The organism is Polyangium fumosum, from assembly GCF_005144585.1.
Lineage (GTDB): Bacteria > Myxococcota_A > Polyangia > Polyangiales > Polyangiaceae > Polyangium > Polyangium fumosum.
In genome coordinates, this window is the sequence record NZ_SSMQ01000016.1 from 32,220 (window position 1) to 46,470 (window position 14,251).

Below are 14,251 nucleotides of genomic sequence, written 5' to 3' on the forward strand. Positions count from 1 at the left end.
GAGGCAGAGGGATGCAAAAATACGATGTCATCGAATGGTCCCGCCGTGTCTTGCCCGTGCTCGGCGGGATGGCGCTCGTCGGGTGCGGCGGGGTCGAGCCGATAGAGAACGAGGGGCTCGTTTGCGCGGCGCCTGCCACGATGCCGCTCCCTGCGAGCCCGGCGAGCCCTCTCGCCTGGCAAGGGCCGGGCGGCCCGGCGCAGACGTATTCGACGGACGTCCTCGGGGTCAATTGCGCGTTCCTCGACGGCGGCCCCGAGGACGACACGGATCACCACAACACCGTCACCATGCTCGACGGTTACCTCGTCATGCCATGGGCGCCCGAGTGGGGCGGCGGCGGCCTCTCCACGTATCGCTTCGACGACCCCTGCACGCCGGCGCAGGTCGGCACGAGCTTCTCGCCGCTCATGCGCGAGACCCACGCCGCGGGGTTTGCCCGGATGAACGGCTGGAAGGCCGTCGTCAATGGCGTGAACGGCATTCAGTTCTGGGATCTCGCGAACCCCGCCGCGCCCGTGGTCACGAGTGATCTCTCGTTCAAGGGCGTCTTCTGGCCCGACGCGTACGCGCGTGTCGTCCTCTCGGTCTTCTGGCAAGCCCCGTACGTCTACGTCGCTGCAGCCGACAATGGCATCTTCGTCGTGGACGCGAGTGACCCAGCCAAACCCGTCCCCATCACGAAGTTCAAATTCGACCCGCCGCTGCGCGCCGGCGCGATCTTTGCCGTGGGCAACCTGCTCGCGGTCATGGCCGCCGAAGGCTCGCGCACGGTGCTGCTCGACATCGGCGATCCGGCGCGGCCCACGCCCATCCCGGGCGGCACGTTCGAGATCCAGGACGGCGCGGGCGTCCGGCAGGAGGCCTATCACGCCCATTTGAACGGTGACAAGACCTGGTATGCCCGCAAATCCATGGGCGGCGGCGTCATCATTTACGACATCGCGAACCCCGAGGCGCCCAGGTACCTCGGCGATTACCACGCGCCCGACGGGAACGGCGGATACGTCTTTCTCAAGGAGAACGTGGCGTTCATCGGCGAGAGCCATTTCGCCGAGGCCGTCGACGTCTCCGATCCGACGAGCCCCTCGCTCCTCCGCCGCTTCAACCTCACGGGCGACCTCGATACGATCATTCCGATCGGCAACGTCGTGGTCCTCAGCGTCGACGACAAGGCCGAGGAGGACCAGGGCAGCGCCGTCGCGCCGTTCCTCGAAGCCCCGGACACGCGCGGGCCCGAGGTGACCATGGTGAACCCGCGCGACGGCGCCACGGCGCAGCCGCTCACGACCCGGATCGGCCTCACGTTCGGCGAGTTCGTCGATATCGGATCGTTATGGGAGGGCTCGTTCCTCGTCCGCAAGGTCGGCACGACCGAGCCCATCCAGGGCCAGTATTCGGGGCAGGAGGGCATCGTGAATTTCTGGCCCGCCTCGCCGCTCGAGCCCGACACCGAATACGAGGTCGTCGTCCCCGCCGGCGGGGTCGTCGATTTCAACGGCAATCCCACGCAGACTGAATTCCGCTCGACGTTCAAGACCGGCCCTTGCGCCCTCCCGCCGCCGCCGCCGCCCTACTCGGAGGAGGAGGAATGAGATACGCGCGTGCCGGGATTCCCCTCGCGATTTTCCTCGCAGGGGCAGCCCTCGCGTCTTGTGGCGACGGGACCTCGGAAAAACCCCCGACGCCCGAGCCGTTCGCCCTGAGCGCGATCGAGGGCCCCGCGGTCGCCTACATCGGCGAGAACACTTGTTTTTCGCTCACCGTGAAGGGCGGGCCGAACGCCCAGGTCGCCTGGAACCTCGGTGACGGGACGGCCATTCCCCCGGCCGTCCTGTTTACGAAGGTTTGTCACGTGTATACGACGCCCGGCCGCCGGCTCGTCGGCGCGACCGCGATCTCCGAGGGGCAAAAGCTCGTCGTCACGCGCGGCGTGGCCGTGGTGCAAAAGCCTATGGCGATCCGGCCGAATGCGTCGAGCACGATCGTCCTCGACGCCAAGCACAGCGCCCTCTGGGTCGCGAACACCGATCACGGTCACGTCGCGCGGCTCGAACGGGAGCTGCCGCCCGTCCCCCCGATGCCGCTGGTGAGCTGCGCCGCGCCGCGCACACTCGCAATCTCAGGCGCGACCCTCGCGGCGGCTTGTCAGGACGATGGCACGGTCGTCTTCTACGACCTCGACCAACAAGCGACGAGCGGGAAGATCGACTTCGGCCCGGGCAGCGCGCCCTTCGGCGTCGTCGCCGATCCGCGGAGCGAGGGCGTGTTTTTCGTGACGCTCTCCGGCACGGGCGAGCTCGCCGCCGTCCGCGCCGAGGGGAACCAGGTCCTTTCGAGGATTTTCGTTTTTCCGGACGTACGCGGCGTCGCGGCCATCGCGGACGGGACGGTGCTCGTCACGCGCTGGCGCGCGCTGGCCGAGGGCGCGAACGTGGCCGTGATCGACGCGACGAACCCCGCGACGCTCGCGGCGGGCGAGCCGCTCCTGCTTCCGCCCGACACAGGGCTCGACAGCGACACGAACAACAGCGGCGTGCCGAGCTTTTTGAACCAGGTCGTCCCCTCGCCCGACGGCGGCCGCGCCCTCGTCCCCTCGCTCCGCGCGAACACCGTGACGGGAATGTACAGGACGGGCAAACCGCTGAGCTTCGAGACGACAGCGCGCGCGATCCTCACGGAGATCGAGCTCGGCGGGCCCACGGAGACACCGTTCGAGCGCAAAGCCGGGCGGTATGCGTTCGACGATCTCGATTTCGCGTCGGCGGCCGTCTTTTCCCCCGAGGGCGACGTGATCTACGTGGCAATCCAGGGCGCCGAGCGGGTCGAGGTGCGCGACGCTGTGAGCTTCGACGTCGCCGGTTCGATCGACGACGTCGGCCACGCTCCCGACGGCCTCGCCCTGAGCGAGGACGGCAAGACGTTATGGGTGCACGCGTCGCTCTCGCGCGAGGTGCGCGTCTACGACGTGAGCGATCTGTCGAGCCCGCCCGTCCCGCTCGGCACGCTCGCCACGGGGCTCAGCGAGCCGCTGTCCGATGATGTTTTACGGGGCAAACAGATCTTCTACAGCAGCCGCGATCCCCGCATGAGCCGCACGAGCTACATGTCCTGCGCCACGTGCCACCTCGACGGGGAAGGGGATAACCTCGTATGGGATTTTACCCAGCGAGGCGAGGGCCTGCGCAATACGATCCCGCTCGCCGGGCGGGCCGGCACGGCGCACGGGCCCCTGCACTGGAGCGCCAATTTCGACGAGGTGCAGGACTTCGAGCACGACATCCGCGGCCCCATGGGCGGGACGGGATTTCTGCCGGACGACATCTTCCATTCCGGGATGATCGACCAGACGCTCGGCGCCCCGAAGGACGGTTTGTCCCCGGAGCTCGACGCGCTCGCCACCTACGTCGCCTCGCTCGGCGCGTTCGGCAAGAGCCCATACCGCTCGAACGACCCCGCCGCGCTTTCTTCACGCCAGAAGGGCAAGGACATCTTCTTTTCGGCCGAGGCCGGGTGCTCGACGTGCCACGCGCCGCCGCGCTTCACGGACAGCGCGCTCGCGGCCGACAAAAACTACGTGCTCCACGACGTCGGGACGCTCGGTCCCGGCTCCGGGTCGAGGCTCGGCGGCCCCCTCCCAGGGCTCGACACGCCCACGCTGCGCGGGCTCTGGAAGAGCGCGCCCTATTTGCACGACGGCTCCGCCTCCACGCTGCGCGCCGTGCTCCGCGATCGGAATGCCGCGGATCAGCACGGCAAGACGAGCCACCTCAGCGACGCCGATCTCGACGACGTCGAGCGATATCTGCTCACCCTGGACGACGACGAGCCCTGAAATGAAAAAGGGCCGCGGCCGGGCACGTTTCGCGCCCTCGCCGCGGCCGCGGTTCGCCTGGCCGTGTCAGCGCGGCCGAATTCACCGCTTGTTCGAGCTGCCGCCGCTGCTGCCTTCCTCTTCGGACTGCTTGCCTTCCTCGATGAGCTCGCGCACGCGCTGGCCGCCCTTGTGGCCGATCTCGGAGTAGAACTCGGAGCCGCGCTCGTCACGGACGGTCTCGCCGCCCTTGCGCCCCGCCTCCTCGACCGTCATTTGGCCCTTTTTCTGCTCCTGCTGTGCCATGACGCATTCCCTTTCGAGTTGAAGGTCGTTCGGCGAGGCGTCCACGCGAGCGGCCCGTCCGCCCGTCGTTTTCCCCCACGCCACCTTCCACACGCGTTCTCTGGGGTGCGTTCCCTGGGACGTCGAGCGGCCGCCCTGTCGATTCGAGCCCTCGTCCCGGGCCGGTCGGTTGGTTTGTCCGGGGAAGTCCGGGACCGTTTGCGCTAGATCCTGCGCGTCCGGCGGAGCTCGGCCCCAATGGCCATTTCGAGCGCGCTGCCGAGGTCGGCGCGCAGGATCGTCGGCGCGAAATCGAGCCCCTGCTCCACGGCCGTACGGGCCGCCGCCGCCGAGACGCCGCAAAGCACGACGCGCGCCCCGAGCAAGGAGAGCGCCCGCGCGATGCGCACGAGGCCCTCGGCCACGACGGGATCAATCGCCGTGGCCCCGGTAATATCGAGGATCACCGTGCGCGCGCCCGCCGCGGAGACCTGCGCGAGCACGCGTCCCTCGGCCTGCGCGAGCATCGAGACGTCGAGCGCCCCGGCCATCGGAACGAGCAAGACGCCGCGATACACCTCGAGGACAGGCGCGGAGAGCTCACGCACCGCCGCGAGCAGCCGCTCCTGCTCCGCGCGTGCCTCCTCCAGCTCCTTCACGCGCGCTTCGAGCTCTTTGCGCCGCGCCTCGTCCCGCTCCCGGCCCCGGCGCAGCTCCCGCGCCACGCGGGCCACCATGTTCGCCACGATTCCGAGCTCGTCCGTGCGCTCGATGAAGGGCAGCTCCTCGTATCGACCGAGCAGGACGCGGCTCATCCGCGCGCCAATCCAGCGGAGCAGCTCCATCTCCTCGTCGAGGAGCCGCGCGGCGAGCGTCGACTTCTCTCGTTCGGGCGCTGCCTTTTCGCTCATCGGATGGCGCTCATTCCTGCCATCGCGTGTCGAACGTGCAGAAAGGGGCCCCCTTTCGAATGCACGTCGAATGGATGATCTCCACGTCGTATCCGTCGAGCGCCTCGATGAACCCGCGCAGCCCGCCGGCCTCGAAGTGGCAATTGAAGGGCTGATGCGACTCGACGATCGCGTGCCGCGCGCCCATCATCGTGGCGCGCCACGTGCCGCTGTCGCCCCGGGTGGCGAAGGTCCACATGATCGGGAGCTGGACCATGAAATCGGTCGTGGTCTTGATCCCGAGGCCGTGGAGCTGGGTGCGGAACATGAAATAGATGCTCCGGCCGATGAGCTCCGGGAGCGCAGGATCCCGGTCTTCGAGCTTGTTGAGGATCGTCTCGAGGTCCTGGCCGAGATACCAGGCTGCAGGGTCGATGTCGCGGCACGCCGCGACGTATTCCGGCGGGACGTCCTCCCCGCCGACGGTCACGAGCATGGTAAACAGGCTCCCCAACGTCAGCGTCGGTCCGGAGCGGTCCTCCGTCCCGGGATCGGGGTGGGCCTCGAGCTCCAGCGGCGCATAACGCGAAAACCGTTGCATACGCACGATCCTCTCGCCGCATAGGATCCGGCGTCAAGGAAAAATGCGCCGTTCGGACGGGAATCAGTAATGTTGATCGAGGATGGCTGGATCCGTCGTCACGGAGAATACCTCATTGCAACGGCGACAGCGGTATTTCACTTTGGTGGGCCGCGCAGAGATGCCGAAGAAGAGGCGGAGATATCCGGACAGGGTGTAAACCCCCTCGGGGCTGACCAGATGGTGCTCGCGGCCGTGGCCGCAAGCGCAGGTCCGGGCCTTCGATTCGGAGGAGGCGATCGTGGGTTCTTGGGTCATGATCACTCCACTCGGATATAGCGCTGCACATAGGTCGAGCCACCACGCGTGTCGCGAACGACGCCCCAAATCTGATAAAGGCCGGGCTCGTCCGGCGGGATCCATTTCGTGCTGTGCTCGTCCTTGTAGCCCTCGGTGACGCCGCTGATGAGCGAGATGCCGCCGCCCGTGAGATCGCCCGCTTCAACCAGCCAGTCGACCCAGACCGCCTCGTAAATCTGCTCGCCGCCGACCATTTCGCCCGGATCGATCTCGGCGATCGTGGGCTCGACGATGAGGTCGATCTCGTGCTCGGGGCAATTCTCGTAGGGGTCGCCCGCGAAGCACCCGACGGCCCGGCGTTCGTCGACCGTGGAGGGGCAAGCCTTGATGGTCGGCGCCTCGGTGAAATCCTCGGGGATGGGCTCGCCGTCGAGCGTCATGCCGGCGACGGGCGGGTTCTGGTTCGTCCGGCCGTCCTCGAATGTGTAAATCTGCGAGAACCCGGGGACGAAGCTGTCGGCGGCGAGGCGATTGCCCTCGGCGTCGAAGCAGCCAAACGGGAAAAAGCCCGCCTTGCCCGAAGGGTCGAGCTCGATCGGCTTGATCTCGCCGGCGCAGGCGAAGAAAAACACGAATTGCAGGCCGTATTTCGAGCCGCCGTCGGGCGCCGGGCGCTGGGAGAGGATGTCCTCGGGAATGGTGGTCGTGAACGTCGGGCCGAAGCCGATGAGGCCGGGCGGGAGGTTGCCGCCGCTCTCGCCGAGGCTCTGGAACGTCTTCAAGAGCTGCGGGAAGCAGCCATAATAGAGGTCGCCCGGCGGGTTGTAGCAGCCGCCGATCCAGAGGATCTGGACGGGGCGCGGGCCGTCGCCCTCGGGGTCGGGGTAGCCGTCGTAGAACGACATCTCGAAGCGGACCTCTTCGCCCGGCTGCGCGTAAGGTTTGTCCGCCGTGACCGCGAAGACCCGCAGGCCATTGACGAGGTTCGACGACACCCAGCCAGGCGAGCAGCCGCCCGTCGAGGCGATCGGGGCGGCGAGCGTCGCGGCCGCGAGCGCCCCGAGCACGTGACGTCGGAAGGAGCGCGTGTACTTCATCCCATTCCCTCCTCGCGAATCGGCCTAGAAATCACCACGAATACCGAAGCTCGGCAGGATCGGCACGCCCGTCACGTATTGCCGCGCGGTGTAGTTGAAGTTGTAATCGATCCCCTCGACGTTCTGGCTGTTGTAGACGTTCTGGACGTCGAGGTAGATCGAGAGCTGCCAGCTCTTGAAGCGGAATCGCCGATCGACGCGGATGTCGAGCTGGTGGAACATGGGGAACCGCTCGCTGAAGGGGCCGCTGTACGGGATCGCCACGTAGGTGCCGACGGCGGCGTTGTAAATGGCGTTCGCGCGATTTGGGATGCAGCCCGCTTGCTCGAAGTTGCAGACGTTCGGCGTCGTGAGGTTGCCCGAGACGAGGCGGAACCGCGCGCCGAACTCCCAGCCGCCGCCGAGGCGATAACTGCCGAGCGCCGTGAGGATGTGCGTCTGGTCGAAGGAGACAGGCTGCTCCTCGGCGCCGGGGAGCGGCGTGCGGAGGCTGCGCGAGAGGGTGTAGGCGACCCAGCCGAAGAAGTTCGCGTCGGCCTTGTATTTGAGCAGGAATTCAGCGCCGAAAATGCGGCCCTTGCCGAGGTTGCCGCGCTCGGTGCCGCCCCCGACGTCCGAGGGCTGCTGCGAGACGAGGCGATCGAGCTGCTTGTAAAAACCCTCGGCGCTGAGCTCGATGTTGCGCGTGAACTCCTGCTCGGCGCCGATCGCATAATGGATCGCCCGGTTCGAGCGCAGGCCGCTGCTGCCGAACGGAGGGATCGTCTCCTGCGGCTGCGGCGGTTGGCTGTACGCGCCCACGCCGCCCTTGAGCGTCGAGCGCGGGAACTTGGAGGTGAGGTCGATGCGGCCATTGACGCGCGGGGAGATGTCGACGCCGTCCACGCGGTTGTAGCCGTCGATGCGGATGCCCGGGACGAGCTTGGCACGGCCCGTGGGCGCGATCTCGAGCTCGACGTAGCCGGCCGGGTTGACGATCCAGCCGCTGAACTCGGACTCGATGAGCGGGCGCGTGGAGAAGGGGCCGCCGGAGGGCTCGCCCGCGCGCGGAGGCGCCGGGCCGCGGTACTTCGCGTCGGCGTAGTTCGAAAACACGTCGAGGCCGGCGTTCAGCGTGATGCCTTTGCCGATGCGGCGCGTGTACTCGGCGCGCCCGCTGATGCTGTAGTTCGCGAGGTTGAAGAAGAAGGGGCCGACAGCAAAATCGAGCTGGTCGATGCCGACCGCGGCGACCGCGGAGAAGCGGTTCTTGTCGTCGATGTCGTTGTCGTAGCGGAGCTGGATGCGGTGAAAGCCCGTGTGAAACCCGGCGTTGCCGCTGATCGCAGGCTCGCCGGGCGGAGGCTGATCGGCGACGAGCGCGATCGAGTCGTCCGCGCCGAAGAAGGTGAGGCGCACGCTCGAGCTCGGCGTGGGGTTCGCCTCGAGGCCGAGCTGATAATCCCAGTAGACGGGGAGCTGCGTGATCCCCGCGCCGGCCGCGTCGAGGGCGAGGCCGAGCGTGGCGTCGAGGTAGCTGCGCCGCGCGCCCGCGATGAAGCGGACCTTGTTCTTCGTGCCAGGCACGGGGCCCTCGGCGATGAAGCGCGCGTCGACGAGGTCGGCCTGCGCCATGCCGTGGTACTTGCCGTCGTTCTTGGGCGCGCGGACCGCGACGTCGACGATGCCGCCCATGACGCGGCCATACTGGGCGCTGAAGTTGCCCGGGAAGAAGTCGATGCGCTCGATCATCTCGGTCGGGACGACCGAGGACAAACCACCGAAATGGTAGATGAGCGGGATCTGCGTGCCGTCGAGAAACGTCTGCGTGTCCTGCGGGGCCGAGCCGCGCACGAGGAGGATGCCCGCGATGGCAGGCGGTCGCGCGACGCCGGGCAGGTTCTGGAGCGCGCGGAGGGCGTCGCCGTTCGTGCCAGGGATGCGGAGCATCTCGCGCTGTTCGATCGTCCGCTTCGTGACCTCGCGCGGCGCGCGCGCGCCACGCACGACGACCTCGAGGCCGTCACTCGCGGCGACGAGGCGGTACTTGACCTCGATGGCCTCGCCCGCGGCGATCTCCTCGGTGACGTCGAGCGCGTCGTAGCCGGGCGCCGTGATGATCACGCGGTACTTGCCCGGTCCGAGCGCGTCGAAGCGGAAGTTGCCGTCGCCGTCGACCGTGGCCTCGCTCTGTCCAGAAGGGCCGCTGAGCAGGACCGTGGCGCCGGCGAGCGGGACGTCGCCGCCGCTCGCGAGCACGACGCCGCGGAGCGCTTCGCGGGTCTGCGCAGCGGAGGGTTTGTCCCCGGCGCCGGCGTCGGGCGGAGGCTCGGCCTTCTTCAGCGCGAACGAGTAGCGGTAGAGGATGCGCGCGGCCGCGGGCGTGCCGTCGGCCTTGCGCGCAGGCTCGAACTCGAGCTTCTTCGCGGCCTCGACGGCCGACTCGTCGAAGCCGTGGCCCGCCGGCTCGATGACGACGACGTTCTTGACCTTGCCGGTCTTGTCGATGTCGAGCTGGAGGGTGACGGTGGCTTCGAGCCCGGCCTTCTCGGCCTCGGGCGGATACACCGGCGGCTGGTAGTTGAGCGGCCGGGGCATCGCGGCCCCCGTGGGCGCGGCGGGCGCGCTCGCGGCAGGCGCGTCGCCGGGCGGGGCGGTCTGCGCGAGGGCAGGGGAGGAGGAGGTCCCGGCGACGAACCCCGCGAGGACGAGGGCGAGGGCGCTCTTCTGGTAAGGAAGCACGTTCACGTGGTCATACCGGATCGCGGCGCTTCAAGATGACGCAAAGGACGACGACGAGGGAGATCGTGAAGCCCCCGAGCACCGCGAAGGGCAGCCACGTGCTCTCGTAGTTCGTGAAGCCCCAGCCGCCGGCGAGGTTGTCCGAGGCCATCTGCGCGATCGAGCACTTGAACTTGCCGGCCTCGATGAAGTCAGCAGGCGCGCTCTCGGTGCGACCGAGGTCGATGACCCAGGAGGGATCCTCCTTGAGCGCGAGGCGCTCGTGGACGATGGAGCCCTCGAACCCCCAGCGGGCCGGCATGATCATCATGAGGGGCTTCAAGTGAGGCACCGTCGTCATCGGGACCATGAGGCCCCCGAGGACGACTTGGGGGATGAGCGCGATGGGCGTCAAGGCCATGGCCGCCTCCGAAGAGGTGACGACGGTCGAGAGGAGGAGCCCGAGCGCGACGGCCGCGAGCGAGGTGGCCACGAGCGACCCGAGCTGCATCAAGAACGCCGCGGGGCCGCCGTGGAAGCCGAGCGTGAAGAACACGATCGCGAGGAGGATCGTGCACTGCACGATGCAGAAGAAGGCGAGCAGGATGTACTTCGAGAGGACGTAGTTGAGCAGGCCCAGCGTGACCATGCGCTCGCGCATGTAGATGGCCCGCTCGCTGACGATCTCGCGCGCGGCGTTGGAGGTGCCGAACCAGACGGCGGCGACGACGAGGAAGAAGATGGCGCCGGTGTTGTCGGCGGTGGCCGTCATGCCCTTCAAGATGTCGCCGGTGTTCGTGTTGCCGCCGAACTTCTTGCCGAGCTCCTGGAGCGCGCCGAGGCACCACGCCGGGACGGCCTTCTCCTGCCAGCCGAACACCATCGCGAGCAAGATGCCGATGATCGGCGCCTGCGCGAGCATGATGACGGTGCCGGCGGTGTCTCGCATCTTCGTCTTGAAGTAACGCGAGACGAGGAGGCCGAGCTGGCCCTTTGTGGTCGCGCGTCGCTCGGGGATCGCGCGTTGTCCCTGGCCGGCGCCTATCTCGCGCCGGCCCGTGTACATCTTCCGGTAGGTGGGGTTCTGATCGCTGAAGTACTCGCGGCGCCACTCGAGCGCGGCGTTTTTCCTCGCGGTCCCGCGCGGCACGTTCGGATCGCGCGCGCGCATCGCGTCGTAGAGCGCCTTCTCGCGCGAGGCGATCATCTCGAACATGTCGCGCGGGTTGTCGATGTCGTTGCGCTGGCCGGCGCGCTCCTTCCACGTGCCGAAGAAGCGATACGACTCGCCCTGCGTGGGGCCGAAGAAGATCGGCACGCCGCCGTAGCCCATGGTCAGCGTGTGCGTGAACTTCTCGTACTCGTCCTTCGCCGGCTGATGGATCGTCATGATGATCGTCTTGCCGGTGGCCTTCGTGAGGTCATGCAAGAGCGTGATCAGCGCGGTGGTGTCGTCGGCGGCGAGGCCGGAGGTGGGCTCGTCGAGGAAGAGGATGACGGGGTCGGTGACGAGCTCGAGCGCGATGTTGACGCGCTTGCGCTGACCACCGGAGAGGATCTTCTTCTCGGGCTTGCCGATCTGGAGGTTCTTCACGCCCTCGAGGCCGAGGTCCTTGATCGTCTGCTCGACGCGCGCGTCGATCTCCTCCTCGGAGTAGTCGGGCGGGAGGCGGAACTTCGCGCTGTACTTCACGGCCTCGAAGACCGTGAGCTCGGGATGCACGAGGTCGTCCTGCGGGACGTAGCCGATCGAGCCGCGCAGGTTGTCGTAGATGTTGTAGAGGTCCTCGCCGTTGATGCGAACGACGCCGGACGTCGGCGGGAGGTAGCCGTTCAACGTGAGCAAGAGCGTCGTCTTGCCCGCGCCCGACGGGCCCATGAGCGCGATCATGTCGCCCGGGAGCGCCTTGAACGAGACGTCGTCGAGCAAGCGCTTCATCTCGCTCGGGTTGTCGCGATCGGGGACTTCGAGGACGAGGCTCCACGCCTCGATCTCGTAGAGAGGTTTGCCCGCCCAGCGATCGGCCGAGTACTCCTCCTGGACGACCTGGACCGCGCCCGAAGAGCCGAGCTCGATCTGGAGCGGCATCGGGCCGATGAAGAACTTCTCGCCGCTCTGGATGCCGATCTTCTGGCCCGGCGGGATGCGCTGGCCGCGGACGTACGTGCCGTTCGCGCTGCCGCGATCCTCGACGAAGAGCTGCCCGTTGATCTGGTGCACGAGCGCGTGGCGGCTCGAGACCTGCGGCTGCTGAATGACGATGTCGTTGTCCGCCGTGCGGCCGATGCTCTTCTGTCCGCCGCCGCTCGGTCCCGCAAAATCGAGCTGGCCAAGGACGGTCTTGTTCTTCTTGCCCGGCGCGCCCGCGGCCGGCGCAGCACCCGAGACGGGCGGATATCCTTGCGGCTGCGCGGGCGGGTAGCCCTGCGCTTGCGCAGGCGGATACCCCTGCTGCGGCATCGAGACGTTCGTCTGCGGCATGGGCGCCGAAGGCTGCTGCGCATACGCGCCGCTCGCGACGGGCGCGACGCCGCCACGCGAGGCCTGCGCGAGGCGCGCGAGGAGCTCGACAGGGACGGGCACGGGGCCAAACGCGACGACGCCGCTCGGATCGATCGGCGTGGGCTGCGCAGCTTGGATCTTCGTGGTGCCGACGTACGTGCCGCTCGTCGAGCCGTTGTCGACGACGAGCATGCGATCGAGCATCACGGTCGCGTGCTGGCTCGACACGCTCGGGTGTTGAAGGACGAGCGAGGCGCGCGCCGGATCCCGGCCGATCACGAGCTGCCCCGCAGGCGCAGGCGTGCTGCCCGTGGCCATGATCGAGAGGATGATCGCGGGGTGGCTGAGCGGGACAGGCGCGCGGCCGACGACGAACTGGGTGCGGAAGTCGAAGGGGACTTCTTCACCCGGGGCGAGCTGACGGTTGCCCGCGAACGAGGGCGCCGCGCCGCCGCCGATGAACACGAGCCTGCCGCCGCCCTGATGGACGAGGCGCGCGTGTTCGGGCGCGACGCTGGGATCCGCGAGGACGACGTCGCACGTGGGAGCGCTGCCGATCGTGAGGGTCTGCTTGCCGAAGCCGGGGACCATGCGGGCTACCTTTCACCACGAACGTCCGCGGAGAGCAACGGGGACGGCCGCGCCTCGCGTGACGGAAGCAGGATAGGCGCGCCGGGGCGGCGTTCGCCAGCCGTGTTCAGCGCAGGAAAAGCGCCCAGATGAGCAGGAGGAGCAGCACGGCGATCACGGCCGACATGCCGATGATCACGTAGACGATGCCCGCCTGGGAAGGGCGCCCGCGGGTCGCCACGGAAATCGGCGCCGACGGGACGGGCGAAGGGACCTCCGGCGGGTGCGTCTTCGAGGGGCCCTGGCCCGAAACCTGGGTGGCCTGGGGAGGCGCATAACGCCCCGAGGGCGGCGGCAAGGGGAGCTGGGCCGCGAACGTCGCGAGGCGCGGCTGCTCGGGCATCGTGGGTGAGGGCGCGACAGGGCGATCCACGGCCGTCGGCTGCACCGGGGCAAAGCCCGGCGACGAGGGCGAAGGCGGCGGCATGGGCAGGCCGCTTTGATCCGGCGCGGTCGGCGCCGCAGAGGAGGCGGCAGGCGAGAGCAACGTGGGGACCGGCACGGGCGGGGGCAGGCCGAGCTTCGTCCCCGTCGCGGCCTTCGCCGTGTCGACCGCGGTCATCGGCCGCGTCTCCTGCGGGGGCGCGGGCCGCGGGCTCGCAGGATCCGGCGCGTTCGCGGGCGCCTGCGGGATGGTGTGCGACGCGCGCGGCGCGAGCTCCGCGATGCGCACCATCTGCACGGTGATGTTGTCGTGGCCGCCGCGATCGTTCGCGAGGTTGACGAGCTGGTTGCAAGCGTGTGGGAGCGCGCCCGACGCGAGGGCCTGGCGCACGGCGCCGAGGATGTCGACGCCGAGGACGAGGTCGGTGAGGCCGTCGCTCGACTGGAGCAGGATGTCGCCCGGGAACATCTCCATCGGCTCGGGGCGAACCTCGACCTCGACCTCGGGGCGCATGCCGAGGGCGCGCGTGATCTTGTTCGCGTCGGGATGCCCGATGGCCTCGGCCTCCGTGAGCATGCCGGCGTCGATCATGCCCTGCACCATCGAGTGATCGCGCGTGAGCGGGTAGATCTGGCCCGCGCGGATGCAGTAGGCGCGGCTGTCGCCGACGTGCGCGACGTCGAGGCCACGATCACCGACGAGCATGGCGACGACCGTCGAGCCGGGCCGCCCGCGGTTCTCGGGCGGCCCGCCGAGCTGGTACACGCGACGCCCGGCCTCCTCGATCGCAGCCTTGAGCGCGTTCGCAGCCGTGGCGCCGGGTGGGGCTTGATCAATGACCTCGAAGATCGTGGCGATCGCGGTGCGGCTCGCCTCCCGGCCTCCGTAATGCCCGCCCATGCCGTCGCAGAGGACGACGAGGTGGCCGAAGCGCGTCTCGGCGTACCCGCACGAGTCCTCGTTGACCTGCTTGTTCGGATCGCGGCCAGGATCGCTGGCCTGGGCGAACTCGATCCGGACGCGGGTGCCGAGGGCCTGGGGTTGGCTCATCGCGGAAGGGCCGGGGG

General features: G+C 68.5%; 10 protein-coding genes. 2 read left to right on the top strand and 8 right to left on the bottom strand.

Annotation, left to right across the window (positions count from 1 at the left end; all coding sequences use genetic code 11):
- Positions 1-11: 11 nt before the first annotated feature.
- Positions 12-1,595 (top strand): Ig-like domain-containing protein, encoded by a 1,584-nt coding sequence (locus E8A74_RS17130; protein ID WP_136930092.1) that lies wholly within the window; start codon positions 12-14, stop codon positions 1,593-1,595.
- Positions 1,592-3,835 (top strand): c-type cytochrome, encoded by a 2,244-nt coding sequence (locus E8A74_RS17135; protein WP_136930093.1) that lies wholly within the window; start codon positions 1,592-1,594, stop codon positions 3,833-3,835. The genes E8A74_RS17130 and E8A74_RS17135 overlap by 4 nt, the downstream gene beginning before the upstream one ends.
- An 81-nt stretch (positions 3,836-3,916) precedes the next feature.
- Here the strand turns inward: E8A74_RS17135 and E8A74_RS55510 are convergent, their stop codons facing one another.
- The 8 genes from E8A74_RS55510 to E8A74_RS17175 all read right to left on the bottom strand — a co-directional run bounded on the left by E8A74_RS55510 (position 3,917) and on the right by E8A74_RS17175 (position 14,234).
- Entirely contained in the window at positions 3,917-4,120 is a 204-nt protein-coding gene (locus E8A74_RS55510; protein ID WP_136930094.1) for a KGG domain-containing protein, read from the bottom strand.
- Between the two features lie 203 nt (positions 4,121-4,323).
- Positions 4,324-5,010 carry an STAS domain-containing protein gene (locus E8A74_RS17145; RefSeq protein WP_136930095.1) on the bottom strand — a complete coding sequence of 229 codons (687 nt, stop codon included), beginning with the start codon at positions 5,008-5,010 and terminating at the stop codon, positions 4,324-4,326.
- Positions 5,011-5,020: 10 nt separating this feature from the next.
- Positions 5,021-5,590 carry a hypothetical protein gene (locus E8A74_RS17150; protein ID WP_136930096.1) on the bottom strand — a complete coding sequence of 190 codons (570 nt, stop codon included), beginning with the start codon at positions 5,588-5,590 and terminating at the stop codon, positions 5,021-5,023.
- A 63-nt stretch (positions 5,591-5,653) separates the two neighbouring features.
- Entirely contained in the window at positions 5,654-5,887 is a 234-nt protein-coding gene (locus E8A74_RS17155) for a hypothetical protein (protein WP_136930097.1), read from the bottom strand.
- Between the two features lie 2 nt (positions 5,888-5,889).
- Complete coding sequence (locus E8A74_RS17160; RefSeq protein ID WP_136930098.1) at positions 5,890-6,966, bottom strand: hypothetical protein; 1,077 nt, start codon at positions 6,964-6,966, stop codon at positions 5,890-5,892.
- Positions 6,967-6,990: 24 nt separating this feature from the next.
- Positions 6,991-9,693 carry a TonB-dependent receptor domain-containing protein gene (locus tag E8A74_RS17165; RefSeq protein ID WP_232379608.1) on the bottom strand — a complete coding sequence of 901 codons (2,703 nt, stop codon included), beginning with the start codon at positions 9,691-9,693 and terminating at the stop codon, positions 6,991-6,993.
- 4 nt (positions 9,694-9,697) lie between these two features.
- Positions 9,698-12,760: an FHA domain-containing protein gene (locus E8A74_RS17170; protein WP_136930099.1), complete on the bottom strand. Its 3,063-nt coding sequence runs from the start codon at positions 12,758-12,760 to the stop codon at positions 9,698-9,700.
- A gap of 106 nt (positions 12,761-12,866) precedes the next feature.
- The gene (locus E8A74_RS17175; protein WP_136930100.1) at positions 12,867-14,234 is read right to left on the bottom strand and encodes a PP2C family protein-serine/threonine phosphatase; all 1,368 of its coding nucleotides are present in this window, start codon (positions 14,232-14,234) and stop codon (positions 12,867-12,869) included.
- Between the last annotated feature and the right edge of the window lie 17 nt (positions 14,235-14,251).

Excerpts from the sequence above, each read along its gene's own strand:
- E8A74_RS17130 (WP_136930092.1), top strand. The coding sequence starts at position 12 with ATGCAAAAATACGATGTCATCGAATGGTCCCGCCGTGTCTTGCCCGTG.
- E8A74_RS17135 (WP_136930093.1), top strand. The coding sequence starts at position 1,592 with ATGAGATACGCGCGTGCCGGGATTCCCCTCGCGATTTTCCTCGCAGGG.
- E8A74_RS55510 (WP_136930094.1), bottom strand. The coding sequence starts at position 4,120 with ATGGCACAGCAGGAGCAGAAAAAGGGCCAAATGACGGTCGAGGAGGCG.
- E8A74_RS17145 (WP_136930095.1), bottom strand. The coding sequence starts at position 5,010 with ATGAGCGAAAAGGCAGCGCCCGAACGAGAGAAGTCGACGCTCGCCGCG.
- E8A74_RS17150 (WP_136930096.1), bottom strand. The coding sequence starts at position 5,590 with ATGCAACGGTTTTCGCGTTATGCGCCGCTGGAGCTCGAGGCCCACCCC.
- E8A74_RS17155 (WP_136930097.1), bottom strand. The coding sequence starts at position 5,887 with ATGACCCAAGAACCCACGATCGCCTCCTCCGAATCGAAGGCCCGGACC.
- E8A74_RS17160 (WP_136930098.1), bottom strand. The coding sequence starts at position 6,966 with ATGAAGTACACGCGCTCCTTCCGACGTCACGTGCTCGGGGCGCTCGCG.
- E8A74_RS17170 (WP_136930099.1), bottom strand. The coding sequence starts at position 12,760 with ATGGTCCCCGGCTTCGGCAAGCAGACCCTCACGATCGGCAGCGCTCCC.
- E8A74_RS17175 (WP_136930100.1), bottom strand. The coding sequence starts at position 14,234 with ATGAGCCAACCCCAGGCCCTCGGCACCCGCGTCCGGATCGAGTTCGCC.